This is a genomic window from Pseudomonas persica (assembly GCF_900291015.1).
Lineage (GTDB): Bacteria > Pseudomonadota > Gammaproteobacteria > Pseudomonadales > Pseudomonadaceae > Aquipseudomonas.
On the sequence record NZ_OLKL01000010.1, the window covers coordinates 338,597 to 365,211 of the forward strand.

At 62.3% G+C, this 26,615-nt stretch carries 22 protein-coding genes; 2 read left to right on the forward strand and 20 right to left on the reverse strand.

Annotated features, from left to right (window positions below):
• Window positions 1-65 precede the first annotated feature (65 nt).
• The 10 genes from FQ664_RS05375 to FQ664_RS05420 form a co-directional block, all read right to left on the reverse strand.
• On the reverse strand, window positions 66-554 hold the full coding sequence (locus FQ664_RS05375; RefSeq protein ID WP_144170711.1) for an RDD family protein: 489 nt from the start codon (window positions 552-554) through the stop codon (window positions 66-68).
• 90 nt (window positions 555-644) lie between these two features.
• Window positions 645-857 (reverse strand): cold-shock protein, encoded by a 213-nt coding sequence (locus tag FQ664_RS05380; protein ID WP_075043881.1) that lies wholly within the window; start codon window positions 855-857, stop codon window positions 645-647.
• A gap of 357 nt (window positions 858-1,214) precedes the next feature.
• Window positions 1,215-2,336 (reverse strand): glycine cleavage system aminomethyltransferase GcvT, encoded by a 1,122-nt coding sequence (gene gcvT / locus FQ664_RS05385; RefSeq protein ID WP_144170712.1) that lies wholly within the window; start codon window positions 2,334-2,336, stop codon window positions 1,215-1,217.
• Between the two features lie 27 nt (window positions 2,337-2,363).
• Window positions 2,364-3,740 carry an L-serine ammonia-lyase gene (locus tag FQ664_RS05390; protein WP_144170713.1) on the reverse strand — a complete coding sequence of 459 codons (1,377 nt, stop codon included), beginning with the start codon at window positions 3,738-3,740 and terminating at the stop codon, window positions 2,364-2,366.
• A 150-nt stretch (window positions 3,741-3,890) separates the two neighbouring features.
• On the reverse strand, window positions 3,891-6,746 hold the full coding sequence (gene gcvP, locus FQ664_RS05395; protein WP_144170714.1) for an aminomethyl-transferring glycine dehydrogenase: 2,856 nt from the start codon (window positions 6,744-6,746) through the stop codon (window positions 3,891-3,893).
• An 11-nt stretch (window positions 6,747-6,757) separates the two neighbouring features.
• Window positions 6,758-7,141: a glycine cleavage system protein GcvH gene (gene gcvH / locus FQ664_RS05400; protein WP_144170715.1), complete on the reverse strand. Its 384-nt coding sequence runs from the start codon at window positions 7,139-7,141 to the stop codon at window positions 6,758-6,760.
• Window positions 7,142-7,435: 294 nt separating this feature from the next.
• Complete coding sequence (locus FQ664_RS05405; protein WP_144170716.1) at window positions 7,436-8,890, reverse strand: TrkH family potassium uptake protein; 1,455 nt, start codon at window positions 8,888-8,890, stop codon at window positions 7,436-7,438.
• Window positions 8,891-9,026: 136 nt separating this feature from the next.
• Complete coding sequence (locus FQ664_RS05410) at window positions 9,027-9,599, reverse strand: histidine phosphatase family protein (RefSeq protein WP_144170717.1); 573 nt, start codon at window positions 9,597-9,599, stop codon at window positions 9,027-9,029.
• A gap of 3 nt (window positions 9,600-9,602) precedes the next feature.
• Window positions 9,603-10,649, reverse strand: coding sequence for an SDR family oxidoreductase (locus FQ664_RS05415; protein WP_144170718.1), 1,047 nt, complete (start codon window positions 10,647-10,649; stop codon window positions 9,603-9,605).
• A gap of 3 nt (window positions 10,650-10,652) precedes the next feature.
• On the reverse strand, window positions 10,653-11,075 hold the full coding sequence (locus tag FQ664_RS05420; protein ID WP_144170719.1) for an ester cyclase: 423 nt from the start codon (window positions 11,073-11,075) through the stop codon (window positions 10,653-10,655).
• Window positions 11,076-11,193: 118 nt separating this feature from the next.
• Here FQ664_RS05420 and FQ664_RS05425 point away from each other — a divergent pair, with 118 nt between their 5' ends.
• Complete coding sequence (locus FQ664_RS05425; protein WP_144170720.1) at window positions 11,194-12,096, forward strand: LysR family transcriptional regulator; 903 nt, start codon at window positions 11,194-11,196, stop codon at window positions 12,094-12,096.
• Between the two features lie 16 nt (window positions 12,097-12,112).
• On the opposite strand, the gene gltS is transcribed toward FQ664_RS05425, so the two are convergent.
• The 7 genes from gltS to arcD (FQ664_RS05460) form a co-directional block, all read right to left on the reverse strand.
• On the reverse strand, window positions 12,113-13,309 hold the full coding sequence (gene gltS, locus FQ664_RS05430) for a sodium/glutamate symporter (RefSeq protein WP_144170721.1): 1,197 nt from the start codon (window positions 13,307-13,309) through the stop codon (window positions 12,113-12,115).
• 418 nt (window positions 13,310-13,727) lie between these two features.
• A complete protein-coding gene (locus FQ664_RS05435; RefSeq protein ID WP_144170762.1) occupies window positions 13,728-15,236 on the reverse strand; it encodes a sigma-54-dependent transcriptional regulator in 1,509 nt (502 codons plus the stop codon).
• A 173-nt stretch (window positions 15,237-15,409) separates the two neighbouring features.
• Window positions 15,410-15,778 (reverse strand): DUF5064 family protein, encoded by a 369-nt coding sequence (locus FQ664_RS05440; protein ID WP_063911394.1) that lies wholly within the window; start codon window positions 15,776-15,778, stop codon window positions 15,410-15,412.
• Window positions 15,779-15,833: 55 nt separating this feature from the next.
• Window positions 15,834-16,763 carry a carbamate kinase gene (gene arcC / locus FQ664_RS05445; RefSeq protein ID WP_144170722.1) on the reverse strand — a complete coding sequence of 310 codons (930 nt, stop codon included), beginning with the start codon at window positions 16,761-16,763 and terminating at the stop codon, window positions 15,834-15,836.
• Window positions 16,764-16,941: 178 nt separating this feature from the next.
• Complete coding sequence (locus FQ664_RS05450) at window positions 16,942-17,952, reverse strand: ornithine carbamoyltransferase (RefSeq protein WP_144170723.1); 1,011 nt, start codon at window positions 17,950-17,952, stop codon at window positions 16,942-16,944.
• 69 nt (window positions 17,953-18,021) lie between these two features.
• Window positions 18,022-19,275, reverse strand: coding sequence for an arginine deiminase (gene arcA, locus FQ664_RS05455; RefSeq protein ID WP_144170724.1), 1,254 nt, complete (start codon window positions 19,273-19,275; stop codon window positions 18,022-18,024).
• Between the two features lie 33 nt (window positions 19,276-19,308).
• On the reverse strand, window positions 19,309-20,736 hold the full coding sequence (arcD, locus tag FQ664_RS05460; RefSeq protein ID WP_144170725.1) for an arginine-ornithine antiporter: 1,428 nt from the start codon (window positions 20,734-20,736) through the stop codon (window positions 19,309-19,311).
• A gap of 434 nt (window positions 20,737-21,170) precedes the next feature.
• Between arcD (FQ664_RS05460) and arcD (FQ664_RS05465) the strand changes: the two genes are divergently transcribed.
• Window positions 21,171-22,598 carry an arginine-ornithine antiporter gene (gene arcD, locus FQ664_RS05465; RefSeq protein ID WP_144170726.1) on the forward strand — a complete coding sequence of 476 codons (1,428 nt, stop codon included), beginning with the start codon at window positions 21,171-21,173 and terminating at the stop codon, window positions 22,596-22,598.
• On the opposite strand, the gene FQ664_RS05470 is transcribed toward arcD (FQ664_RS05465), so the two are convergent.
• The 3 genes from FQ664_RS05470 to FQ664_RS05480 form a co-directional block, all read right to left on the reverse strand.
• Window positions 22,578-22,994, reverse strand: coding sequence for a YbaN family protein (locus tag FQ664_RS05470; RefSeq protein ID WP_144170727.1), 417 nt, complete (start codon window positions 22,992-22,994; stop codon window positions 22,578-22,580). The two genes, arcD (FQ664_RS05465) and FQ664_RS05470, sit on opposite strands and share 21 nt — an antisense overlap.
• A gap of 53 nt (window positions 22,995-23,047) precedes the next feature.
• On the reverse strand, window positions 23,048-23,641 hold the full coding sequence (locus FQ664_RS05475; protein WP_144170728.1) for a biliverdin-producing heme oxygenase: 594 nt from the start codon (window positions 23,639-23,641) through the stop codon (window positions 23,048-23,050).
• Between the two features lie 222 nt (window positions 23,642-23,863).
• Window positions 23,864-26,467, reverse strand: coding sequence for a TonB-dependent receptor (locus tag FQ664_RS05480; RefSeq protein ID WP_144170729.1), 2,604 nt, complete (start codon window positions 26,465-26,467; stop codon window positions 23,864-23,866).
• Window positions 26,468-26,615 lie beyond the last annotated feature (148 nt).

The following is a 26,615-nucleotide window of genomic DNA, read 5'->3' on the forward strand; positions in this document are numbered from 1 at the left end:
CGAGCAGGTTTCGAGTCCTGTAATGAACCCGCGAAGAGGCCCGTTCAGGCAATAAAACTATTGGATCATCTGTTCTGCTTCGGCACCCGCACCAACTGGGTCTCGGAATAGATGTCATGCCAGCCGCGCTTGTGCTTGTCGATCAACACCCAGAAAAAACCCAGCCCCAGGCACAGCCACGACGCGATCGACACCACGAAGCGCAACAGCGCCTGCCACAGGCTGATGGCCGAGCCATCGGCGTTCTGCACCCGCACGCCCCACACCTGCATGCCCAGGGTCTGCCCGCCATGGGTCCAGAACTTGGCAAAGAAGCCGAACAAGGCAAACAGGAGGACTGTGGACAGTAATGGGTCGCCATCCAGTGCGCCGGCTTCGGTCAGCTCACGCATGCGCGCTTCGCCGATGATCGCCATCTGGATCAGCTTGTAGGCACCGGCGGTCACGATCAGCAGCGCCGTGCACAGCAGGAAGTCGTAGAACATCGCCGCCAGGCGCCGGCCCAGGCCGACCGGCGGAAAATCACCCTGGGGTGTGAGCAGAGGCTTGGACATGCAGAACGGCTCCAGAAGACGAAGCCGCTATTCTACGGGCAAAAAAAAGCCCCTGCACTTGGCAGGGGCTTTTTCGAAGTCGGGTTCAGCTTAGCCGATGACCTGAACTTTGTCAGCCTGCAGGCCTTTCTGGCCCTGCACTGCTTCGAAGGAGACCTTCTGGCCTTCTTTCAGGCTCTTGAAGCCGTTGCCTTCGATAGCACGGAAGTGCACGAACAGATCAGCACCGCTTTCTGGGGTGATGAAACCGTAACCTTTTTCGTCATTGAACCACTTGACGGTACCGTTCTGACGCTCAGCCATTGTCTTATTTCCTATGAAGCTTGAATTTTGATGACAGTTTCTTTTGCAATAACAGGAAGCAAAAGATTACTGGGCTGGGTTGCAGGAAAGTAAGAGACGTCAAACGGGTTGTAGCAGATTGCAGCTACTGGCCCAGGTCACGAACTGTTGCGACCCATGCAAACACAGTGCAGTGACTCTACGCCAACTCCCGAGCGAAAAACAAGCCCTTGGTCGTATGGAAAACTGGCCGTTTGCCGATAACCGACCGATTTGTCGGAAACGGCATGGCGCCTGGCCTGGCGCCATGTTCAAAAGTTATTGGGCAGGTTCGAAAACGAATATGTCGAACCTGTCCGCAACCTTCACAAAGCAGCTTCAGCCGCGATAGTAACGTTGTGTCACGAAAGGCATTTTGCTGACTCTCAAGGCCACCTTCTTGCCACGCACCACGGCAAACAGTGGGGTATCGAGTGCGCTATGTTCACTATCGATATAACCCATTGCTACAGGTGCGCCGAGTGTCGGGCCAAAGCCGCCGCTGCACACTTTGCCTACAGGTTTATCGTTTGCATCGACAATATCCGCGCCTTCACGTACTGGCGTACGCTCCTGCGGCAACAGACCCACGCGTTTGCGCGCCACGCCATCGCGCTGTTGGGCGAAAATGGTCTCGGCACCCGGGAAGCCGGCGGCACGCGCGCCATCGGCACGGCGAACCTTGGAAATGGCCCACAGCAGGCTGGCTTCGACCGGGGTGGTTGCAATGTCCATGTCGTGGCCGTACAGGCACAGGCCAGCTTCCAGGCGCAGCGAGTCGCGCGCACCCAGGCCGATCGGCTGTACTTCGGGCTCGGCCAGCAGGCGGCGGGCGAGGGCTTCGGCGGCCTGTACCGGTACCGAGATTTCGTAGCCGTCTTCGCCGGTGTAGCCCGAGCGGCTGACGAAGCAGTCTTCACCCAGCAGTTTCACCGGGCGGAACTGCATGAAGGTCATGCCGGCCACTTCTGGAGCAAAGCGCGCCAGCACCTTGACCGCCGCCGGGCCTTGCAGGGCCAGCAGGGCGCGTTGCTCGAACAGCGGCTGCACCTCGCAACGGCTGCCGATGTGCGCTTGCAGGTGGGCCAGGTCCTGGTCCTTGCAGGCGGCGTTGACCACCAGAAACAGGGTGTCGTCGCCCAGGTTGGCAACCATCAGGTCGTCGAGGATGCCGCCTTGCTCATTGGTGAACATGGCGTAGCGCTGCATGCCCACCGGCAGGTCGATGATATCCACCGGCACCAGGCTTTCCAGGGCCTTGGCGGCATCGCTGCCGCGCAGGGTGATCTGGCCCATGTGCGAGACATCGAACAGGCCGGCCTGCTCGCGGGTGTGCAGGTGTTCCTTGAGCACGCCCAGCGGGTACTGCACTGGCATGTCATAGCCGGCGAACGGCACCATGCGCGCACCCAGTTCCAGGTGCAGGGCGTGCAGTGGGGTCTTGAGCAGTGTTTCGGACATCGGTGACTCCTTGCTGTTGTTGTCGGGTCAACATTCGATGATGTTGACGGCCAGGCCGCCACGGGCGGTCTCTTTGTATTTGCTTTTCATGTCGGCGCCGGTCTGGCGCATGGTGCGGATGACCTTGTCGAGCGACACGTAGTGCTGCCCATCGCCGCGCAAGGCCATGCGCACTGCGTTGATCGCCTTTACCGAGCCCATGGCGTTGCGCTCGATGCAAGGCACCTGGACCAGCCCGCCGATCGGGTCGCAGGTCAGGCCCAGGTTGTGTTCCATACCGATTTCGGCAGCGTTTTCCACCTGTTGCACGCTGCCCCCCATCACTTCGCACAGCGCCCCGGCGGCCATTGAGCAGGCCACGCCGACCTCGCCCTGGCAGCCGACTTCGGCGCCGGAGATGGAGGCGTTTTCCTTGTACAGGATGCCGATGGCCGCGGCGGTGAGCAGAAACCGCACCACCCCGTCCTCGTTGGCACCCGGTACGAAGCGCATGTAGTAGTGCAGCACCGCCGGGACGATGCCCGCCGCGCCGTTGGTCGGCGCGGTGACCACACGCCCGCCGTTGGCGTTTTCCTCGTTCACCGCCAGGGCGTAGAGGTTGACCCAGTCGAGCACCGACAGGGCATCGCGCAGGCTGGCCTCCGGGTGGCGGCTCAGTTGGCGGTACAACGCCGGCGCCCGGCGCTTGACCTTGAGCCCGCCAGGCAGGATGCCTTCATGCTGGCAACCGGCTTCGACGCAATCCTGCATGACCTGCCAGATGTGCAGCAGCCCGGCACGGGTTTGCGCTTCGGGGCGCCAGGCCGCCTCGTTGGCCAGCATTACCTGGCTGACCGACAGGTTTTGCCCGGTGCAATGGCCGAGCAGCTCCTTGGCGGTCTTGAACGGATAGGTCAGCGGTGTGCTGTCTTCGACGATGCGGTCGTGGCCGGCCGCGTCCTGGTCGACCACGAAACCGCCGCCCACCGAATAGTACTCGCGGCTGCGGATTTGCAGGCCGGCCTCGTCGAAGGCGCGGAAGATCATGCCGTTGGGGTGGTAGTCCAGCGGCTTGCGGATCATCGTCAGGTGCTGCTTTTCGATGAACGCGATGCTGTGCTCGCCGAGCAGGTTCAGCCGACCGCTGTCGCGGATGGCCTGCAGGCGGGCAGGGATGGTGTCGGTGTCGATGACATCGGGGTGCTCGCCTTCAAGGCCCAGCAGCACGGCCTTGTCGCTGCCGTGGCCCTTGCCGGTGGCGCCGAGCGAGCCATACAGCTCGGCCTTGACGCTGACCGTGCGGGCAAGCAGGTCATCGCGGCGCAGCCCTTCGGCGAAGCGCGCGGCGGCGCGCATCGGGCCGACCGTGTGGGAGCTGGAGGGGCCGATGCCGATCTTGAACAGGTCGAAGACGCTCAGTGACATGGTGACCTCCTGCCAGGTTCAGTGGGCGGACGGTGAACCCTGTGGGAGCGGGTTTACCCGCGAATACGTCGGTGAAGCTACTGCCGCATTCGCGGGTAAACCCGCTCCCACAGAGCCCGCCACCCTAGGGTAGGTGGCGGGGCAGGGCTATCAGGCGTCCTGATAGCTCTCGATCGACGGGCAGGCGCATACCAGGTTGCGGTCGCCGAACACGTTGTCGACCCGGCCGACCGGCGGCCAGTACTTGCCCTCCACCAGGCTCGGCAGCGGGTACACCGCCTGCTCGCGGCTGTAGCCATGGGCCCATTCGCCAACCAGTTCGGCCGCAGTGTGCGGGGCGTTCTTCAGCGGGTTGTCGTCCTTGTCCAGGCTACCGTTTTCGACCGCGCGAATTTCTTCGCGAATCTGGATCATCGCGTCGCAGAAGCGGTCCAGTTCTTCCTTGGACTCGCTTTCGGTCGGTTCGATCATCAGCGTGCCGGCCACCGGGAAGGACATGGTCGGGGCGTGGAAGCCGAAGTCGATCAGGCGCTTGGCCACGTCGTCGACGCTGATGCCGCTGGTATCCTTCAGCGGGCGCAGGTCGAGGATGCACTCGTGGGCCACCAGACCATTGCCACCGGTATACAGAACAGGATAGTGCTCTTCCAGGCGACGGGCGATGTAGTTGGCGTTGAGGATCGCCATCTGCGAGGCGCGCTTGAGGCCGGTACCGCCCATCATGCGGATGTACATCCAGGTAATCGGCAGGATGCTGGCGCTGCCGAACGGCGCGGCGCATACCGCGCCCGCGGTATTTTCCAGCTGTGCATGGCCGGGCAGGAACGGCGCCAGGTGCGACTTCACGCCGATCGGGCCGACACCCGGGCCACCACCACCGTGCGGGATGCAGAAGGTCTTGTGCAGGTTCAGGTGGGAAACGTCGCCGCCGAACTTGCCCGGGGCGCACAGGCCGACCATGGCGTTCATGTTGGCGCCGTCGATGTACACCTGGCCGCCGTTGTCGTGGATGATCGCGCAGATTTCACCGATCGCTTCCTCGAACACGCCGTGGGTCGACGGGTAGGTGATCATGATCGCGGCCAGGCGCTCGCGGTGCTCGATGGCCTTGGCACGCAGGTCCTCGACATCGACGTTGCCGCGGGCGTCACAGGCGGTGACCACCACGCGCATGCCGGCCATGTGCGCGGTCGCCGGGTTGGTACCGTGGGCCGACGACGGGATCAGGCAGATGTCGCGGTGGCCTTCGCCACGGCTGCGGTGGTAGGCGCGGATGGCCAAGAGGCCTGCGTACTCGCCCTGCGAACCGGCGTTGGGCTGCAGCGACACGGCGTCGTAGCCGGTGGCGGCACAGAGCATGGCTTCCAGTTCGCTGGTCATCTGCAGGTAGCCCTGGCTCTGCTCGGCCGGGGCGAACGGGTGCAGGTTGCCGAACTCGGCCCAGGTGACCGGGATCATTTCACTGGCGGCGTTCAGCTTCATGGTGCACGAGCCCAGCGGGATCATGCTGCGGTCCAGCGCCAGGTCCTTGTCGGCCAGGCGGCGCAGGTAGCGCATCAGCTCGGTTTCGCTGTGGTAGCGGTTGAACACCGGGTGTTGGAGGATCGCTGACTGGCGCAGCAGGGCGGCGGGCAGCAGCGAGCCGGTGCTGCTGGCGAGGGCGTTGAAATCTGGCTGGGCCTGCTCGCCTCCGAGCAACTGCCACAGGGCCTCGACATCGGCCTGGCTACTGGTTTCGTCCAGCGACAGGCCGAGGTGGTCGGCGTCGATCTGGCGCAGGTTGATGCCTTGGGCGCGGGCTTTTTCATGCAGGCTGGCGGTGGCAGTGCCGGTGGCCAGGGTCAGGGTGTCGAAGGCGCTGGCGCCCACTACCTGCACGCCCAGCGTCTGCAAGCCGGCGGCCAGGATCGCGGTCAGGGCATGGGTACGTTCGGCGATGCGCTTGAGGCCGGCCGGGCCGTGGTACACGGCGAACATGCTGGCAATGTTGGCCAGTAGCACCTGAGCGGTGCAGATGTTGCTGGTGGCCTTCTCGCGGCGAATGTGCTGCTCGCGGGTCTGCATGGCCAGGCGCAGGGCGGTCTTGCCGAAGCGGTCGATCGACACGCCGACCAGGCGGCCCGGCATGTCGCGCTTGAATGCATCGCGGGTGGCGAAATACGCCGCATGTGGGCCACCGAAGCCCAGTGGCACACCGAAGCGCTGGGCGCTGCCGATGGCCACGTCGGCGTCGAACTCGCCCGGCGGGGTCAGCAGGGTCAGGGCCAGCAGGTCGGCGGCAACGGCGACCAGGGCGTTGGCGGCGTGGAAGCGCTGCACCACCTCGCGGTAGTCGAACACTTCACCGTTGCTGGCCGGGTACTGCAGCAGGGCGCCGAAGAAGGCGCTGACATCATCCAGTTCGCGCTCGTCGCCAACCACGATTTCGATACCCAGTGGCTCGGCACGGGTACGCAGCACATCGAGGGTTTGCGGGTGGCAGTGCGCGGAGGCGAAGAAGGCGTGGCTGGCCTTGTTCTTCGACAGGCGCTTGCAGAAAGTCATGGCCTCGGCCGCAGCGGTGGCTTCGTCGAGCAGCGAGGCGTTGGCAATCGGCAGGCCGGTCAGGTCGCTGATCAGGGTCTGGAAGTTCAGCAGTGCTTCCAGGCGACCCTGGGAAATTTCTGGCTGGTACGGGGTGTAGGCAGTGTACCAGGCCGGGTTTTCCAGCAGGTTGCGCAGGATCGGCGCCGGGGTGTGGGTGTTGTAGTAGCCCTGGCCGATGTAGCTCTTGAACAGTTGGTTCTTGCCGGCGATGGCCTTGAGCGCGGCGAGCGCGTCGGCTTCGCTCTGGCCGTCGTGCGAGCCGAGCACGCTGGTGCCTTTGATGCTGTCAGGGATGACCGCGTCGGTCATGGCTTCCAGCGAGTCGAAGCCGAGGGCGGCCAGCATGGCCTGCTCGTCGGCGGCGCGTGGGCCGATGTGGCGGTCGATGAATTCGTTGGCGGTGCCGAGGTTGATGGTCATGGCGGGGTTCCTCAGGCGTCGTCGTTGGCTTTGAGCAGGCGGTCGTAGGCGGCCTGGTCGAGCAGGGTGGATACGGCGCTGGCGTCGGCGGGAATGAAGCGGAAGAACCAGCCTTCGCCCATCGGGTCTTCGTTGACCAGTTCCGGGCTGTCTTCGAGTTGGTTGTTGATCTGTACCACTTCGCCGGTCAGGGGCATGTACACACCGCTGGCAGCCTTGACCGACTCGACGGTGGACGCTTCGCTGCCTTTCTCATACTGCTGCAACTCTGGCAGTTGCACGAAAACCACATCGCCAAGGGCGTTCTGGGCGTAGGCGGTAATGCCCACGGTAACACTGCCGTCGGCTTCGACGCGCAGCCATTCGTGATCTTCAGTGAAACGCAACTCGCTCATGGGGAATCCTCGGGAAGCAGGGCGTTGGGCGCGGTGGCTCCGCGCTCTTGGGGTGGGATTCCCTTAGCAAAAATGCGGCCAATAAGAAAAACTCATTAAAAATCAATTAGTAATGATATTCAGACGACGCTGCATGGGTTTACGGTGGAATGAAAACGATACAGGTGATGGTTGCAAGAAAAGGGTTTGGGGATCAAACCCTTGTGCAGTCCTAGTCACCGTCTTCCGTAGCGAATTCGGTACGGTGTATCGAAATGGCTACAGCGCGGTGTTGCCTGTCACGGAACCGTCTGCCTAGAACCGCCAGAACGCGGGGGCAACGAGTACCAGCACGGTAAGGATTTCAAGCCGGCCCAGCAGCATCCCGATGGTCAGCAACCACTTCGCCGCATCGGGCAGCGACGCAAAATTGCCGGCCGGTCCGATCAGGTTGCCCAATCCGGGGCCTACGTTGCATACCGCAGTGGCTGCACCGCTCAAGGCGGTGGTCCAGTCGAGCCCTATCAGTGACAGCAGCAGGGCGATTACCGCAATGGTGATGAAGAAGAAAAAGGAGAAGGTCAGCAGCGAACGCACGATTTCTTCGTCGACCGGGTGGCCATTGTACTTCTTCGAGATGGTCGCGCGGGGATGGATCAACTGCTTCAGGCTGCTGATGAGCAGCGATGCAGCCACCTGAAAGCGGAAGATCTTCAGGCCCCCGGCTGTGGACCCTGAACATCCCCCGACGAACGTCAGGTAGAAGAACAACAGAACGGCAAAGCTGCCCCACAACGTGTAGTCACCGACCGCAACCCCCGTCGTGGTCACCACCGAGGTGACATTGACCGCCACGATCCTGAAAGCATCCCACCACGGCAAGTCGCTGTGCCAACAGAGCCAGCTGCCTACCGTGATCGACACGAAAGCCAGAAAGCCAAGAAATCCGCGAACCTGATGATCCTTGAGCAAGGCCCGGTGATGGCCGCGCAAGGTTGCCACGTACAAGGTGAAGGGCAGGCTGCCCAGGATCATGATTACCACTGCCAGCCAATGCACTGCGGGCTGTGTCCAGTGCCCGAGCGAAGCATCGGAGGTCGAGAAGCCACCGGTCGAGATCAGCGACATCGAATGATTGATGGCTTCGAACGGGGTCATCCCGGCGATCCATAGCGCGAGCGTGCCTGCTGCGGTGAGCCCCAGGTAGACCGCCAGAATCATCTTCGCCGCGACGTGCGAACGTGGCGTCACTTTGTCCGACCAGTCCGAAGACTCGGTCTGAAACAGGCGCATGCCACCGACGCGCAACAGCGGCAGAATCGCGACGGCCATGCCGATGAAGCCGATTCCGCCGAGCCAGTGTAGCATGGATCGCCAGATCAACAGCCCAGGTGAGGCGCTGTCGAGGCCGGTCAGTACCGTGGAGCCGGTTGTCGTGATGCCTGACATGGTTTCGAAGAATGCATCCGTGTAGCTGATGTGTCGAATCAGCACCATGGGCAAGGCGGCGAACGCACAAACGATTATCCAACTGGCTGTCGTCAGGAAATACATATCCCTGGCCCTTATCTGCGGCGCTTCGGGTACGCCACGGGCTACCAGTGCAAGACCCGCGCACAGCGCGATCAGGCTCGACCAGAGAAATGCCCCGAGATCGTCGCTGCGGCCGTACAGAATCAGCGTGGTCATGGGGACGACCATGCTGATGGACAGTGTGATCAGGAATACACCGATGATGAAGGCGATGAAACGCAGCGCGGGGAGAGGCATCGAACAAGCTCACTTGGGTTATGCCGGGCAGTATTTACAGCGTTACGGGATTGTCGAGTAAAAAAGCCGTAAAGGTCTTTACCCGGCCGTCGCACCCTAAGGCCTGTGCGCCTTTGCTTCATGTGCCTTTCCCTGCTCAGTCCGGGTCCTCAATGTGCTTGGCAAGCACAATCGTGCTCCAATAGCGGCTGCCGTTGCGGCTTCGGCGAGTCCACCCCTTCAGCATCAGTTCCTTGGCAATCATCCGGTTCATGAACCCATGACCTAGCAGCAGTACCGGCCCCTCGCTGGCAAGTGATAACAGCCGTTGTGCTGCCATACTGGCGCGACGCCTGGCACCGCTGACGGTTTCGCCATTGCGCGAGTAACCGCACAACCATAGAACGCGAAGGATGAATGCCCAGGTGAACGGTGAAAGTCGAGGGCGCCTCCATTGGCCATGAGGCAGTTCCGCTTCACAGAAAAGCGCATCGACGTGGCTGGGCTCAAGACCGAGCGCCTGCAGCGAGTCCAATGCACGTGGCGCCGTGCTCGAGACGATCACCGTCGCCGTTACGGCAAGCTGCAGGCTGGCGGCCGGGGCGGGCTGGTCGGTGATTCCGGCGCGGTTGTAGCCATTTATCCAGCCCTCCATATCCAGTGCTGACACTTTTTGGCTGGTGGCCAGCGCCGGCTGGCCGTGGCGCATCAGGATTATTTCCCTGTCCATGGGCTATTTACTTTCCTGTTCCGTGAGCGAGCCGTGTTCTGCAAACCAGCCGTGGTCTCGATACCACGCCACGGTATCGGCGACAGTCAGTTCCAGCGCCCTGAAACTCAGGCCAAGCGCATGTTCACTTTTGCTGTGGTTGAAACGCGTACGGTCCTTTTCCCGTACCAGCAGGCGCAGCGTGGCCAAGCTTAGCAGGATGGGCTTGCCGGTGAGTCGCGCATACATTTCCTGTACTGCGGCCAGGCAGAATAACAACGGCAACGGTAAATGCCGTGCAGGTGTCCGCACGCCCGCCAGACGGCCTACTAACGGTACCAGTTCAGCCATGGTCATATGCCGTCCGGCGGCCAGGTAGCGTTCGCCGCTGCGTCCTTGCGTGGCGGCGGCAATCTGCGCCACAGCCACATCGCGGGCATCGACCACCGAGAAACTGCCTGGGATCAAGCCAGGCAGTTTGCCGTGCACGACATCGTTGACCAGCTGCCCGGACGACGTCGGGCCGATGTCGCCAGGGCCCCACATCCAGCCTGGCAGCACCATGCAGGCGCGCATGTCGGGGTGGGCTTCGAGAAACGCAGCCACCACGCGGTCGGCGAGGATCTTGCTGCGGTAGTAGTCATCTGCATCGCCCTCGGCGCGCAGGCATGTCTCATCGATCGACGTGCCTGGCGCCCCGTCGAGCACTGCAATGGACGAGGTATGGATGAACCGCCGGATGCCGGCCCGGTAGGCCTGTTCCAACAGGCGGCGGGTGCCGGTCACATTGATCTGCTCGAGCGCTTGCCAATGGCTGCCGCCCTTGTAGTTGTCACGAAAGAACGCTGCAGTATGGAACACCGTATCGCAGCCGCGCAGGGACGCTGCGAAAGCAGCGACATCGGCCATGTCGCCTTCGACCAGCTCCACTTCGGGCAGATCACTGAACTGCTGTTCCCCCTTTGCTCTTGACCGCACCAGCCCTTTGACCGTGTAGCCACGAGCAACCAGTTCACGGACCAGGTTGTTGCCCAGCAAGCCGGTTGCTCCGGTAACGAACACATTGCGCATGGCTCAACCCTCGCTCTGTTCGGCAGATGGCTTCAACATGGCACTGTCGAAAAACACCGTTTCGCGAATGGCCAGGCCGTTTCTGAAGGTGAAGTGGGCCGCATAGTGCACGCAGACCCGACGCCCATGGGCCGGAACGATCACGCCTGCTGGCAGCAGCAGCGGGGCAGTGAAGGTGCCGGTCAGGACGGCGGTCATTGCCAGTCGATCATCCGAGACCATGAATGGGGTCAGGGCCACCTGGGCATCAGGGAATGCGCTGAACAGCGCCATCTCCCGCGCGCGCATGGCTTCGCGCCCGGTTTGGGTGGTCATGCCATCCAGGTACTCGAAGTCTTCGTCGACCAATGCCAGCAGCCCTTGCACATCATGCTGGTTGAAGGCGTTGGCGGCGCGTTGGGCATAGTCCTTGGGGCCAGTAATCATGCAATCCATTCCATTCGTTTAGAGGGGCCCAAGGTATACTCCCGCGCTTGCTGTCGAAAAACAGCGTCTACTGCATAATGGGTTTGCGTATTTGCAAACCCGGGAGAGGCCAGCGCATATGGCATTGCAGGAAAACTGGGATGATCTTCGGCTGCTATTGGCCGTATCGCGGCGTGGCAGCTTTCTTCGCGCTGGCGAGTTGCTGGGGATCGCTGCATCGACCGTGTCCCGTCGCCTGACGCAGCTTGAGGCCGCGTTGGGCGAGCCGCTCGTCGAGCGGGGGGTAGAAGGATGCAGGCTGACCTCGCGTGGCCAATCGCTGGTCGAGGTGGCCCTGGCAGCGGAAGCTGGCCTGCGCCGCCAAACGCGTGCCGGCGCAGCCGAGCTGCCTTGCGATCTCTCTGGCACTGTTCAGGTGAGCGCAGGGGAAGGCTTCTCGACTTGCGTACTGGAGGCGGCCAATCGCTTTACCGGACTGCACCCGGGGTGCTCGGTGGAGCTGACCGTGACCGCCGACTTCCACAAGATCGTCCGGGGTGTGGCGGACATTGCCGTGCGCACGGTCCATCTGGGGGAGCCCTCACTGATTTATCGGCCCATAGGCCGGCTTGGCTATGGTGTGTTCGCCGCTGCGGGGTACCTGCAGCGGTTTCCGGGGGTTACCCCGGCGACGGCGGTCAATATCGGCCTGCTTCCGCCGCTGGACGTGTTGCCGCAACTACGTGCGGCAAAGGCGGGGGGGCTGGAGCGTGCGCCGATTCGCGTGAACTCGTTCAGCGCACAGCTCGAATCGGTGAGACGCGGGATGGGGGTGGCGGTACTGCCGCGGATTCTGGCCAAGGATTTGATCGAATTGTTCGTTGACCTTCCCCTTCCAGACATGGAGGTCTACATGGTAACGCGGCCACAGGCGTTGAAGCAGCCTCATATAAAGTGCTTTTTTTCGATCCTGGAGAAAATGCTGCACCAGGCCCTGTTCACGGAGCCTGGGCAGCACCTGGCGGGCCAAGATAACGGCTGAGTGCCTAGCGTCCGGCTCAAAACAACGGTAAGGCCAGGTACAGCTTGATGACGATGACATTGATGATGTCGATGAAAAACGCTCCCACCATCGGCACTACCAGGAAGGCGGTAGGCGAAGCCCCGTAGCGTTGGGTCACCGCTTGCATGTTGGCGATCGCAGTCGGCGTTGCACCCAGACCGAAACCGCAATGCCCGGCAGCCAGTACCGCCGCGTCATAGTTACGGCCCATGACCCGGAACGTGACAAATATCGCAAACAGCGCCATGACCAATGTCTGTGCGGCGAGTAACACAAAGAACGGTAATGCCAATGCCGCAAGGTCCCACAATTTGAGCGACATCAAGGCAATGGCCAGGAATAACGACAAACTCACATTGCCCAATACCGAGACTTCCCGCTCGAAGACCTGATAAAAGCCGAATGCCGAAAGGCCGTTTCGTAACAGTACCCCCACGAACAACACGCAAACGAACGTCGGCAGTTCAAATGCAGTGCCTTTCAACAAACCATTAAGTAACGAACCCGCGAGCAAACTGACCGCGATCAGCGCCAGTGTTTCGATAAATGAAAACGAGGTAATCAGGCGTTCTTTGTCCGGTTGTTCGAAGCCCTTGGGCAGTTGCGGTGCTGCTTCTTCGATACCAGGCTTTCTTACCCGCTTGATCAGTAGCCGGGCGACCGGGCCGCCTATCAGGCCACCCAGCACCAGGCCGAAGGTAGCTGATGCCATTGCCAGTTCGGAGGCCGAGGCCAGGCCAAACTTCTCGGAGAAAGTGGTCCCCCACGCAGCGCCTGTGCCGTGGCCACCCGACAAGGTGATAGACCCGGCCAGCAGGCCCATCAGCGGGTCGAGCCCCAGTGCCGTTGCCAGGCTGATGCCCATGGCGTTCTGGACCAGCAGCAAGCCGGTTACCACCAGCAGAAACACGGTAACCACGCGGCCACCTTTTTTCAGGCTGGCGAAGTCGGCACTCAAACCGATGGTGGCGAAGAATGCCAGCATCAGAGGGGCTTGCAGTGAGGTCTCGAATTGCACGTGGACATCGAAACTGCGTAACGCCAAGAGTGCCAAGGCCACTACCAGGCCGCCTGCGACAGGTTCCGGAATGTTGTAAGTGCGCAAGAAACCAATGCGTGCGACAAGGCAGCGCCCCAATAACAGTACCAAAGAGGCGGCTACCAGCGTCCCGTAAAAGTCGAGTTCAAACATCAGGTGCTCTCGTTATATGCAGTAGCGAACCACTTCCCGCTATGGGGCGGACAAGTGGGGTGACAGGTGGGAATACACTGTCACCATTCTACGAGGCATCCGTGGGAGAGTATCTTTCACTGGCGTAGGAAAAGCCTGAATAACAACCGGATTATTACAATAACTATCAGGGGCCGCTTTGCGGCCCATCGCAGGCAAGCCATCTCCCACAGGTATCGCGCAGAATTCAGGACGTGCGCGATACCTGTGGGAGATGGCCCAGCCCTTTGGTCTGCGCTGTCGCATAGAGAACTGAATTCGCAAGCGGTCCGTGCATCCTGTGGGAGCGGCTAATTCAACGAGTTATGTGCAGTTCTATGAGAGCTGGCTTGCCTGCGATGGGCTGCGTAGCAGCCCTGTTGACGCTATCTGACAGGTATCAGGCTTTGCCCGGTATTCCATATTTGCGCAGGCGCTGGGCAATGGCGGTATGCGAGGTCTGCAAGCGCCCGGCCAGTTGCCGCGTCGAGGGGTAGCTGGCGTACAGGCGTTGCAACAGCTCGCGCTCGAAATCGGCCACGGCCTGTTCCAGGCTGGCCACTTCACCATCCTGCCCACGCGCCACCGAGGTACCGGCGATGTCCAGGTCACCGATATCCACCAGGTTGCCCTCGCAGATGGCGGCTGCGCGAAAAATCACGTTCTGCAACTGGCGCACATTGCCCGGCCAAGGGTTGGCCAGCAGTGCCGAATGGGTGGCCGGGGTCAGCCGGCAGGGCGGGCGCTGGATCTGCGTGCAGGCCTGCTGCATGAAAAAATGCGCCAGCATCAGGATGTCCTGGCCCCGGTCGCGCAACGGCGGTACCTGCAGGTTGAGCACGTTCAGGCGGTAGAACAGGTCTTCGCGGAAGCTGCCCTCGGCGACCATGCGCTCCAGGTCGCGGTGGGTGGCGCTGATGATGCGGACATCCACCTTCACTTCGCGGTCGCCACCCACCCGGCGGAAGCTGCCATCGCTGAGAAAGCGCAGCAGCTTGGCTTGCAGGTATGGCGACATTTCGCCGATTTCATCGAGGAATACCGTGCCCTGGTTGGCCAGCTCCATCAGCCCGGGCTTGCCGCCCCGCTGTGCGCCGGTGAAGGCGCCGGGGGCGTAGCCGAACAGTTCGCTCTCGGCCAGGCTTTCGGGCAGCGCGGCGCAGTTCAGGGCCAGGAATGGCGCCGCGTGGCGGCTGCTGATGGCGTGGCAGGCGCGGGCTACCAGTTCTTTGCCGGTGCCGGTTTCGCCATGCACCAGCAGCGGTGCATCGAGCGCCGCCACGCGCAGGGCGCGGGCCTTGAGGGTGCGGATGGCCGGCGACTCGCCGAGCAAGGCATCAAAGCCCTCGGCATGGTCGTGGTGCAGCGCCGACAGGCGTTCGCCCATGCGTGTAGGCGGGTACAGTGTCAGCAGGCCACCGGCGTTGGTGATCGGCATGGCGTCCAGTAGCAGGCTCTGGCCATTGAGCTGCATCTCGCGCATGGGCAGGTGGAAGTTGTTGTCCAGCAGGGCCTGCAGCAGTGCCGGGTCGCCGAACAGCTCACCCACCGAGCGGCCGGCGGATTCGCGACCGCACAGTTCGATCAGCGCCGGGTTGGCCAGCAGCACCTTGCCGGCACTGTCCACGGCCAGCACCGGGTCGCTCATCGCCGCCAGCAGAGCATCGAGCTGCAGGTGGCGGCGTTGGCCGGGGAGGATGTCGACCACGTCCACCGATTGCACGCCATGTACCTCGAACAGCGCGTCGTGCAGCTCTTCGAGCACGGCGGGACTGAGGGTCGGGGCATCGATGTAGACGTTCGGCGGGACCATCTCCACGGCGTCCAGGTTGAGGTTGCGGGCACCGAGCAGGGCGAGGACTTCCTGGGTGATGCCGACGCGGTCGATGAAGCTGACGTGGATGCGCATGAGGAGGGTGAAGTGGTGGCCGGGGAGGGCGGTAGTATGCCTCAACATCGCCGGGGCCGCTTTGCGGCCCATCGCCGGCAAGCCAGCTCCCACCTCGATCGCATCGGCCTGAAGGCCTGTGCAGTACCTGTGGTTGCCGGCGATGGGCTGCAAAGCAGCCCGGGTTCTTGAAATTACTCCAGATGTTCAGGCTTGATCGGGTCGCCCGACTTCACATCCAGCTTTTCGCGAATGTCCGCGAACATATGGTCATACAGCTTGTGCGGCGAACTCAGGTTCTCGAATTTCTTCGGTGGCGTCAGGTACGACTGCGCCTTGCGGGTCAGCAGCATGAGGAAGCTGGGCAACACCTGATCCTTGGCCAGGAAGAACTTTTCTTCCACTGGCTTGCCTTCGATGCTGCCATGCATCTTGAACTGGATACCTCTGCCTTCCTTGGGATCCGACGCGGCTTCGTATTCGATGTTCAGGTCATAGCTGTGGTCGTTCTTGTTCAGCGCGGTGCGCTCGATGTGTACATGACCGGGTTGGTACTGGGCCATGGCAAGCTCCTTTGGAAGGTCGAAAATGGCGGGCGCTGGCGCCCGCCTGCTGCATTCAACGGTAGCTGATCCCCGCCTTCGCGGTGGACACGCGTGTGCCGGCGGTGCCTTTGACGATGTCCTCGATGTTTTCCAGCGAACTGATCACCGCCACCTTGCCGGTGTTGCGGGCAAAGTCACAGGCTGCCTGCACCTTCGGCCCCATGGAGCCGGCGGCGAAACCGAGGCTTTCGAGTTCGTCGGGGTGTGCCTGGGCGATGGCTTTCTGCGTGGGTTTGCCCCAGTCAATGTAGGCCGCATCGACGTCGGTGGCGATGATCAGAAGGTCGGCATCCAGTTGCTCGGCCAGCAGGGCCGAGCACAGGTCTTTGTCGATCACCGCCTCGATGCCCTTGAGCTTGCGGTTCTCATCGTACATGGTGGGAATGCCGCCGCCGCCGGCGCAAATCACGATGCTGCTCTTTTCCAGCAGCCACTGGATCGGGCGGATCTCGAAGATGCGCTTGGGTTTCGGGCTGGCCACCACACGGCGGTACTTGTCGCCGTCGGGCTTGACCACCCAACCCTTTTCCTTGGCCAGGCGCTCGGCTTCTTCCTTGCCATAGACCGGGCCGATGAACTTGGTCGGGTCCTTGAAGGCGGGGTCGTTGGCGTCCACTTCGACCTGGGTCAGCAGGGTGGCGAACGGTACTTCAAAGGCCAGCAGGTTGCCCAGTTCCTGCTCGATCATGTAACCGATCATGCCCTCGGTCTCGGCACCCAGCACATCCAGCGGGTAGGCCTCGTCGGGCTTGTAGGCCTGGCCCTGCAGCGACAGCAGGCCGACTTGCGGGCCGTTGCCGTGGGCGATGACCAGTTCGTTGCCAGGGTGGATCTTGGCGATCTGCTCGGTGGCGGTGCGAATATTGGCACGCTGGTTGTCAGCGGTCATGGGCTCGCCGCGACGCAGCAGGGCGTTGCCGCCCAATGCAACAACGATACGCATGGGGAATGTCCTTTTACGAAAGAAGGGAGCGCTGCTCCCGAGCGGGTTCGTAGCCTCTGTGGGAGCGGGTTTACCCGCGAATGCGTCAGCCCAGGCAACACCGCTGGTGCTACTGACGCTTTCGCGGGTGAACCCGCTCCCACAGGGATCCGGGTTGCCCGGGCTGTCGAGTCAGCCCTTACAGGTCAGCCAGGGTCGACACCAGGATCGCCTTGATCGTGTGCATGCGGTTTTCCGCCTGCTCGAAGGCGATGCAGGCCGGCGACTCGAAGACGTCGTCGGTCACTTCGATACCGTTGGCCAGGTCCGGGTACTGTTCGGCGATCTGCTTGCCTACCTTGGTGTCGGAGTTGTGGAACGCCGGCAGGCAGTGCATGAACTTGGTCCGCGGGTTGCCGGTGGACTTCATCAGCTGCGCATTGACCTGATACGGCTTGAGCAGCTTGATGCGTTCACCCCAGGCTTCGATCGGCTCACCCATCGATACCCAGACGTCGGTGTGCACGAAGTCCACACCCTTGACCGCGGCAACCGGGTCTTCGGTGAGGGTGATGCGGGCACCGCTTTCTTCTGCGTACTGCTTGCAACGCTCGACCAGGTCGTCGTGCGGCCACAGCGCCTTGGGCGCAGCGATGCGCACATCCATACCGAGCTTGGCGCCGATCAGCAGCAGCGAGTTACCCATGTTGTTGCGGGCGTCGCCCAGGTAGGCGTAGCTGATGTCGTGCAGCGGCTTGTCGCTGTGCTCACGCATGGTCAGCACGTCGGCGATCATCTGGGTCGGGTGGTATTCGTCGGTCAGGCCGTTGAACACCGGTACACCGGCGAACTTGGCCAGTTCTTCGACGATTTCCTGCTTGAAACCACGGTACTCGATGGCGTCATACATGCGCCCGAGCACACGGGCGGTGTCCTTCATGCTCTCCTTGTGGCCGATCTGCGAAGAGTTGGGGTCGATGTAGGTAACGTTGGCACCCTGGTCATAGGCAGCGACTTCGAAGGCGCAGCGGGTACGGGTAGAGGTCTTTTCGAAGATCAGCGCGATGTTGTTGCCCTTCAGGTGCTGTTGCTCGGTGCCGGTGTACTTGGCGCGCTTGAGGTCGCGGGACAGGTCCAGCAGGTAGCGCAGCTCGCGGGTGGTGTGGTGTTCCAGGCTGAGCAGGTTGCGGTTGTGAATATTGAACGCCATGACTTTTCTCCTTGAGTTTGGTGAACACACCGGCCGCCGCTTTGTGAGGGCGGCCGGGGGTGATGGGCGTTAGTAGTCGATCGGGTCGCGCACGATCGGGCAGGTCATGCAGTGGCCGCCGCCCCGGCCCCGGCCCAGTTCGCCGGCACTGATGGTGATGACCTCGATCCCGGCTTTGCGCAGCAGGGTATTGGTGTAGGTGTTGCGGTCGTAGCCAATGACCACGCCCGGCTCGATGGCCACCACGTTGTTGCCGTCATCCCACTGTTCGCGTTCGGCGGCGAAGCTGTTGCCGCCGGTTTCGACGACGCGCAGCTTGACGCCGAGCTGTTCACCCACCACTTCGATGAACGACTTGTGTTCGCGGCGCACGTCCATGCCGTAAGGCTTGCTCTCGTCCGGGCGAATGATGAACGGCACGATCTCCTTCACCACTTCCGGGAAGACTGTGACCAGATCGCGGTCGCAGAAGCTGAACACGGTATCCAGGTGCATGGCGGCGCGGGATTTCGGCAGGCCGGCCACAATGACTTTCTCCACCGCGCCCTTGGCGAACAGGTTCTGTGCCAACTGGCCGATGGCCTGGCGTGAGGTGCGTTCACCCATGCCGATCAGCACGATGCCCTTACCGATGGGCATGACATCGCCGCCTTCGAGGGTAGACTGGCCGTGCTCCTTGTCGGGGTCGCCATACCAGACCTGGAAGTCGGCATTGGTGAATTGGGGGTGGAATGTGTAGATGGCGGTGGTCAGCAGGGTTTCCTGGCGTCGCGCCGGCCAGTACATCGGGTTCAGGGTCACGCCACCGTAGATCCAGCAGGTGGTGTCGCGGGTGAACTGGGTGTTGGGCAGCGGTGGCAGGATGAAACTGGAGTGGCCCAGGTAGTCGTTGTACATCTTGACCACCTCGGCACCTTCGCTTTGCGGCAGGTCCTGCCCGGCAACGCCGCCAATCAGGAACTCGGCCAGGTGGCGTGGTTCGAGGCCTTCGAGCCAGCTGCGCACCTCGTTGGTCAGGCCGACGCCGACGGTGTCGGGAGTGATCTTGCGGTCGAGAATCCACTTCAGCGCTTCGGGCTGCTGGACGATGTCGGTCAGCAGGTTGTGCATCTCCAGCACATCCACGCCACGCTCGCGCATCTTGGTGACAAAGTCGAAATGGTCACGCTTGGCCTGGTCGACCCAGATCACATCGTCGAACAGCAGCTCGTCACAGTTGCTCGGCGTCAGGCGCTTGTGCGCCAGGCCTGGCGAGCAAACCATCACTTTGCGCAGTTTGCCAGCTTCGGAGTGGACACCGTACTTCTGTTTTTCAGCGGACATGGTTTCATTCCTCCAGTTGAACGAAGACGTGGGTCAAAGGGTCAGGAAGCCGTCGTACAGGCCGAAGGCTGCCACCAGGGCGCCGATGACCACGGCTGCGAAGATCAGTTTTTCCACGTTGGTGAAGACAGGTTGGCCTATCTCGCGCTTGGCCTTGGCGAACAGGATCGCGCCAGGTGCATAGAGCAGGGCCGAGAGCAGCAGGTATTTCACGCCGCCGGCGTACAGCAGCCAGATGGCGTACAACAGGGCGATGCCAGCGATAACCAGGTCCTTCTGGCGTTCGGCCAGGGCCTGTTCGTAGGTTTCGCTACGCACTGCCAGCAGCACGGCGTAGGCTGCCGACCACAGGTAGGGCACCAGGATCATCGACGTGGCCAGGTAGATCAGCGACAGGTAGGTGCTGTTGGAGAACAGTGTGATCACCAGGAAGATCTGCACCATGGCATTGGTCAGCCACAGGGCGTTGGCCGGTACCTGTTTGGCGTTCTCGCGGCGCAGGAACGCCGGCATGGTGTGGTCCTTGGCGGCGGCGAACATGATCTCGGCGCACAGCAGCACCCACGACAGCAGGGCCCCAAGCAGCGAGATGACCAGGCCGACGCTGATCAGCACTGCCCCCCAGTGGCCGACCACATGTTCCAGCACGGCAGCCATCGAAGGGTTCTGCAGCTTGGCCAGTTCCGGTTGAGTCATGATGCCCAGCGACAGCACGTTGACCAGCACCAGGAACAGCAGCACGGTGACGAAGCCGATCACCGTGGCCTTGCCCACGTCGGAGCGTTTTTCTGCTCGCGCCGAGAAGATGCTCGCACCCTCGATGCCGATGAACACCCACACGGTGACCAGCATCATGTTGCGCACCTGGTTCATCACGCTGCCAAGGTCTGGTGTGCCCACGGCCCAGATGTCGGCGGTAAAGATGTCGAGCTTGAAGGCGAACAGGCAGATCAGGGCGAACAGTACCAGCGGCACCACTTTGGCCACGGTGGTGACCAGGTTGATGAACGCCGCTTCCTTGATGCCGCGCAGCACCAGCAAGTGCACGGCCCACAGCAGCACCGACGCGCCAATGATGGCGGCCGGGGTGTTGCCTTCGCCGAAGATCGGGAAGAAGTAGCCCAGGGTGCTGAACAGCAGCACGAAGTAGCCGACGTTGCCCAGCCAGGCACTGATCCAGTAGCCCCAGGCCGAGGAGAAACCCATGTAGTCGCCGAAACCGGCCTTGGCGTAGGCATACACCCCGCCATCCAGGTCAGGTTTGCGGTTGGCCAGGGTCTGGAACACGAACGCCAGGGTCAGCATGCCGACCGCGGTGATGGCCCAGCCGATCAGCACCGCGCCGACCCCCGCGCTGGCCGCCATGTTTTGCGGCAGCGAGAAGATCCCGCCACCGATCATCGAACCGACGACAAGTGCAACTAACGCGCCGAGCTTTAGTTTTCCGGATGAATCAGACATTTAACAACTCCTGCCAGGAGAAAGTTGACGACAGAGTAAATCCGACGCCGCTGCCATTCGCTGACTTGGGTCAGTTCATGGCGACATGAAGTAGGAAAAATCCTTCACGACGCTCCTGGAGAGTGCCGACAACTTCTGCTGCAGGCCTTGCACGCTGACACCTCCATGTACTTCTAGAGCAAACGCTCTGTTCAGCCTGCGATGCTTGACGCTAGCCGTTTTTGCCGCTTTAGCAAATTTTCAACAAGAATTTCGAGTTTTATCGGATTCTTTTATAGTGGCTTCTGAGTTGCTGGTTTTTACCCGGCGGTCGTATAGACAAAGCAGTTATTAGTGCTATAGCTTCATTGATCAGGATCATTATAAGTAACAACATTTATATCGCCCGCATGGCTGTTTCAACCCCATGACAGCGCGCAAAAAAAGGAAGGCTCATGAGCGAACCGGGACAGAAGCTGCGCCTGGGCGCGCTGATCGCGTTGGTGGTCGGCTCGATGATTGGTGGCGGGATCTTCTCGCTGCCGCAGAACATGGCGGCGCGTGCCGATGTGGGGGCGGTGCTGATCGGCTGGGGTATCACCGCGGTCGGCATGCTGGCCCTGGCGTTCGTGTTCCAGACCCTGGCCAACCGCAAGCCGCAGCTGGACTCGGGGGTGTACGCCTATGCCAAGGCCGGCTTTGGCGAGTACATGGGTTTTTCCTCGGCCTGGGGCTACTGGATCAGTGCCTGGCTGGGCAACGTCGGTTACTTCGTGCTGTTGTTCAGCACCTTGGGCTTCTACTTCCCGGTGTTCGGCGAAGGCAACACGCCAATCGCCATCGGCTGCGCCTCGCTGCTGCTGTGGGCGGTGCATTTTCTGGTGCTGCGCGGCATCAAGGAAGCGGCGTTCATCAACCAGGTGACCACCGTGGCCAAGGTGGTGCCGCTGCTGATTTTCGTGGTGATCGCGGCGTTCGCCTTCCGCGCCGATATCTTCACCCGTGACATCTGGGGCCTGAGCAACCCACAGTTCGGCAGCGTGCTGGAGCAGGTGCGCAACATGATGCTGGTGACCGTGTTCGTATTCATCGGCATCGAGGGCGCCAGCGTGTATTCCGGGCGCGCCCAGCGCCGCTCGGATGTGGGCAAGGCCACGGTGATCGGTTTCCTGGGGGTGCTGGCGCTGCTGGTGCTGGTCAACGTGCTGTCGCTGGGGGTGATGACCCAGCCGGAACTGGCCGGGCTGCAGAACCCGTCACTGGCCTCGGTGCTGGAGCATATCGTCGGGCCCTGGGGCGCCTTGCTGATCAGTATCGGCCTGGCGGTTTCGCTGCTCGGCGCGCTGCTGTCGTGGGCGCTGCTGTGCGCCGAGATCCTCTTCGCCACGGCGCGGGACAAGACCATGCCGCGCTTCCTGGCCAGGGAAAACGCCAACCATGTGCCGGCCAACGCCCTGTGGCTGACCAACTGCATGATCCAGGGCTTCCTGCTGATCACGCTGTTTTCCGCTGGTACCTATACCAGCCTGATCTACCTGGCTTCGTCGATGATCCTGGTACCCTACCTGTGGTCGGCAGCCTACGCTGTGCTGCTGGCGGTGCGTGCAGAAACCTATACCGGGCAGCCGGCTCTGCGCCGCAAGGACCTGCTGGTGGCGCTGGTTGCCCTGGGGTATGCCGTGTGGCTGTTGTACGCCGGCGGGCTCAAGTACCTGCTGCTGTCGGCGCTGCTGTACGCGCCGGGCGTGATCCTGTTCGCCAGGGCCAAGCATGAGCAGGGAAAAACCTTGTTCACCACCTGGGAAAAGCTGATTTTCGCCGCTGTGCTGGCAGGCGCCGCGCTGGCGGCCTATGCCCTGTATTCAGGGCTGCTGAGCTTGTGACGGGGCAGGGCAGGCGGCATGCTCCGGGCGTGACCAGATCCACAGGTTGCCCAGAGTCATGCCGGCGATGGCCAGGAACACCGGCCAGCGGTGTTCCAGCAACGTCAGCATCAGGCCCGCGCACAGCAGCATGCTGAGGGTTGCGCTGACCTTGGCCCGGCGCTGGATCACCTTGCCATTGCGCCAGTTGTGCAGGATCGGCCCGAACAGCCGGTGGTTCTCCAGCCAGGCAGACAGGCGCGGCGAACTGCGCGTGGCCGCCCAGGCGGCCAGCAGGATGAATTCGGTGGTCGGCAGGCCAGGAATGACGATCGCGACCAGGCCCACGCCCAGGCTCACGTAAGCCAGGATCGCATACAGCAGACGGGTGAGTTTCGAGCGGGCGGGTCGGGTCATGGTCTCACTGCATAAAACGGTTCGGCCACCGGTAGGGTGGCCGGTACGGTATGTCAAACCAGCGCGGCATCCGCAGCATAGGCGTGCTTGAGCAGCTTGGTGAAGCGCTCGAAGGCAGCGACTGCGCCGCGTTCGGCAGCCGCTTCCTCTTCGGCTGACAGCACCAGGCCATCAAGAATGTGGGTGAACTGCTTCCAGCCTTCGGCACGGCCGCCGGCCGGTTCGCCCAGGTGGCGGGCACCGAAACTGTCGGACAGTTCCAGGGCCACGGCACGCTTGATCAGAAACGCAGCGCCCAGTTTGGAGCCTTCGGAGACGAAGATCCAGCCCATTGCCTCGCCCAGGCTCGGGTTGCGCAGGGCACCCGGCACGGTTGGCGGTATTTCGGTGTCGAGGTCGACGAGGTCCTGGCGCGCCTGTCCGGCGCGGCAGCGCTCGGCCAGGTCGGGGACGATGGCGATCAGTTGCGGGTCGTTGTACAGGGCCTGCAGTTCGGCCTGGAACAGGTACTGGGCGACCACGAAGCGGGCGAAGCTTTCGCGGCTGTCGAAGGGCGCGTGGGATTTGACCAGGGCATCCAGTTCGGCGTGCGGGGCATGGGTGATCTGGTTCAGGCGCTGGGAGCGCAGGGCTGGGCGGTCGGTCATGGGCAGTCCTTGGAAAAAGGGGCGTCTACAGACAAGACGAAACAGTGGGGGCGGGACAGTAAAAAAAGCCGGTAGTTGTGCTGGTATTGCCGGCCTCTTCGCGGGTAAACCCGCTCCCACAGTGACATCACAGGCCCCAAGGTCCGCGCAATCCCTGTAGGAGCGGGTTTACCCGCGAAGAGGCCGGCACTGACGAAACAAACCTGTCAGCGATAATCCGGGTCAGATATCCCAAACCACGTTGATACCGAAGTTACGTCCCGGCATGGTCAGGCGGTCGATGTTGGCTGGTTGGGTTACAGCCGCTTCACCCTGGCCGTCGTAGCTGCGTACCGAATCCCATTGCCAGTACTTCTTGTCGGTGAGGTTGTACAGGCCGGCGTTGATGGTCACATCGTCGGTAACCTGGTAATAGCCGGTCAGGTCCAGCACCCCGTAGCCCGGGGTGCGAAACTTGGAGCTCGATCCGTCGGGCGAGTAGAAGGTGCTGTCGTCGACGCGGGTCTTGCGCTTGACCAGTGTCCAGCTCAGCACACCGCCGTAGTGCTGTTGCTCGTAACCCAGGCCGAACACGCCCTTCAGCGGGTTGACTGTGTTCAGCGGTTCACCGGTGTCGTCATTGCGGCCGTAGGTGTAGGCAATCGAACCCTGGGTATACAGGCCCTGCGGCGCGCCGAAGTGGTCAAGGTTCAGGCGGCCCTTGACCTCGGCACCCTTGATGGTGGCGTGCTTGATGTTGTTGGCCTTGAAGGTCTGCTCCAGGTTGGCGCTTTGCACGGCGTCTTCGTCGATGAAGTCGCGATACTTGTTGTAGAACACCGCCACGTCGAAGTTGCCGGCGTCGAAGTTGCCGCGCAGGCCGGTTTCGTAGCTTTTGCTCTTCTCCGGCTCGAGGTTCGGGTTGCCTTCCACCCGGTAGCCTTGCTCGATGTTTTCGAAGCGGCCGAACATGGCCTTGGCGGTCGGGGTGCGGAAGCCTTCGGCGTACTGGCCGTACCAGGTGTAGTTGTCGTTGAATGCATAGGTCAGGCCGAATTTGGGTGACACGCGGTGCCATTTCTTGTCCGAGTCGTCCTGCGCGGTGGGCGCCGTACCAGTGGATTCCAAGCCGCGCAGGAATTCTTCGGTGAACTTCGGTTCCATGCGCGTGTAGTCGTAGCGTGCGCCCGGCATGAAGGTCCAGTTGTTCCAGCGGATTTCATCCTGCATGAACAGGCTGTAGGTATTCACGGTCGGGTCCGGGAAGTCGCTGACCAGGGCTTGGCCGTCTGCCGGGCGAGCGGCGCCCACTGCGGAGCAACCTGCGCCGACGGCCAGGCAGGTGCCGGTGCCGCTGCGTGAACCAGTGACTTTCTCATGCTTGATCGTGCTGCCGTAGGTCAGCACGTGGTCGGTCGCACCGATGCTGAAGGCCTTGTCGAGCTGGGCGTCGAAGACCCACTGGCGGTCTTTGTAGGTGGTGTCGCGGGTACGCAGTACCTGGCGCGTGATCGGCGCATAGACTTCCTCGGTGTGCTGGTCGGTTTTGGCGATCTGATAATTGAGGCTCCACTTCACCTGGTCGGCGACCAGCGACTCCAGGCCGTACTCATGGTTGATGGCAAAACGTTCACGGGTGATGGTGTCGTTGCCGTTACGTGCCTTGTAGAACCCCATGCCCGTTGCGCCACCGATGAACGGGCCACCCACGGCACTGAGGATGTTCTGGTCGCGGTCATCCTTGTAGCGTTCGTAGGTAAAGCCCAGGCGCGCGTCGTCAGCGTAGTTCCAGCCCAGCTTGGCCAGCACGTTGGTGGTGCGTGCGTCCATCGGGTTGGCTTCGGTACGCGACAGGCCATCGCCACTGTGCTTGCCGTGGGTTTCGGTCTCGTGGCCGTTGCGCTGGCTCAGGTGCAACAGGCCGTCGAAGTCGCCCTGGCGGCCGGCGACGGTGGCCGAGGTCAGCCAGCTTTCATCGGCCGAGCTGTAGCCAGTCTTCAGGCGTGCTCCAACATCCTTGCCGGGCTTGATGATGTCGTCCGGGTCCAGGGTGAAGTAGCTCACCGCGCCGCCGATGGCGTTGCTGCCGTACAGCACCGAGGCCGGACCGCGGAGGATTTCCACCCGCTTGACGATCTCCGGGTCCACGTAGTTGCGCTGGGTCTGGGCGTAGGGGCCGTAGAAGAAGCTGTCGGGGATCGCTACGCCGTCAACCTGGGTGAGGATGCGCTCGCCGTCGATGCCACGGATGTTGTAGCCGTTCAGGCCGCTGCGCTGGCCGGTGCCGGCCACCGACACACCCGGCTCGTAGCGCACCAGGTCCTGGATGTTGTTGACGTTCTGCCGGTCCAGTTCCTCGCGGGTCTGCACGCTGACGGTGCTCGGCACCTGGCTGACGTCCTGGGCGCTGCGCGTGGCGCTGACCGTGACCTGTTGCAGGGCGACCACATTGGCGCTGGCCTGGCGTTCGAGCACCACATTGGCGTTACTGATCTTGCGAAAGCCCAGGCCGGTACCGTGCAGCAGGCGCTTGAGCGCGGCTTCCGGCGGTAGCGAGCCCTGCACCCCTGGCGAAGCCACGCCGTCGGCCACCTCGGCGCTGAAACCGACTTGCCAGCCAGTGACCTGGCTGAAGGCATTGATGGCCGAAACCAGCGGCTGCTGGCCGATGCTGAAGCGGTAGTCGCCCATGCGCGGGCTGCTGGCCTGGGCCGGCTCGGCGGCCAGCGCCGGCAGGCTGCAGGCGCCGCTGGCGAGCAGGGCCAGGTTCAGTAGGGAAAGGCTCAGGAGGGACAGTTGCCCCCTATGGCGAGGAAGGGTGGAGGGGCGGGTTGGACCTGTGGACATCGGAAGCGCTCCCTGACGCGCGGACTGTTATAGGTGATGGCTGTCCTCGCATTTAAACGAGAATCAGTTGCATCGGCTATAACGAGACGGGTGGGGTAGCGTGACTGCGTAAAAATAAATTCAGGGGCCACGATCATGTGTTGCCAGC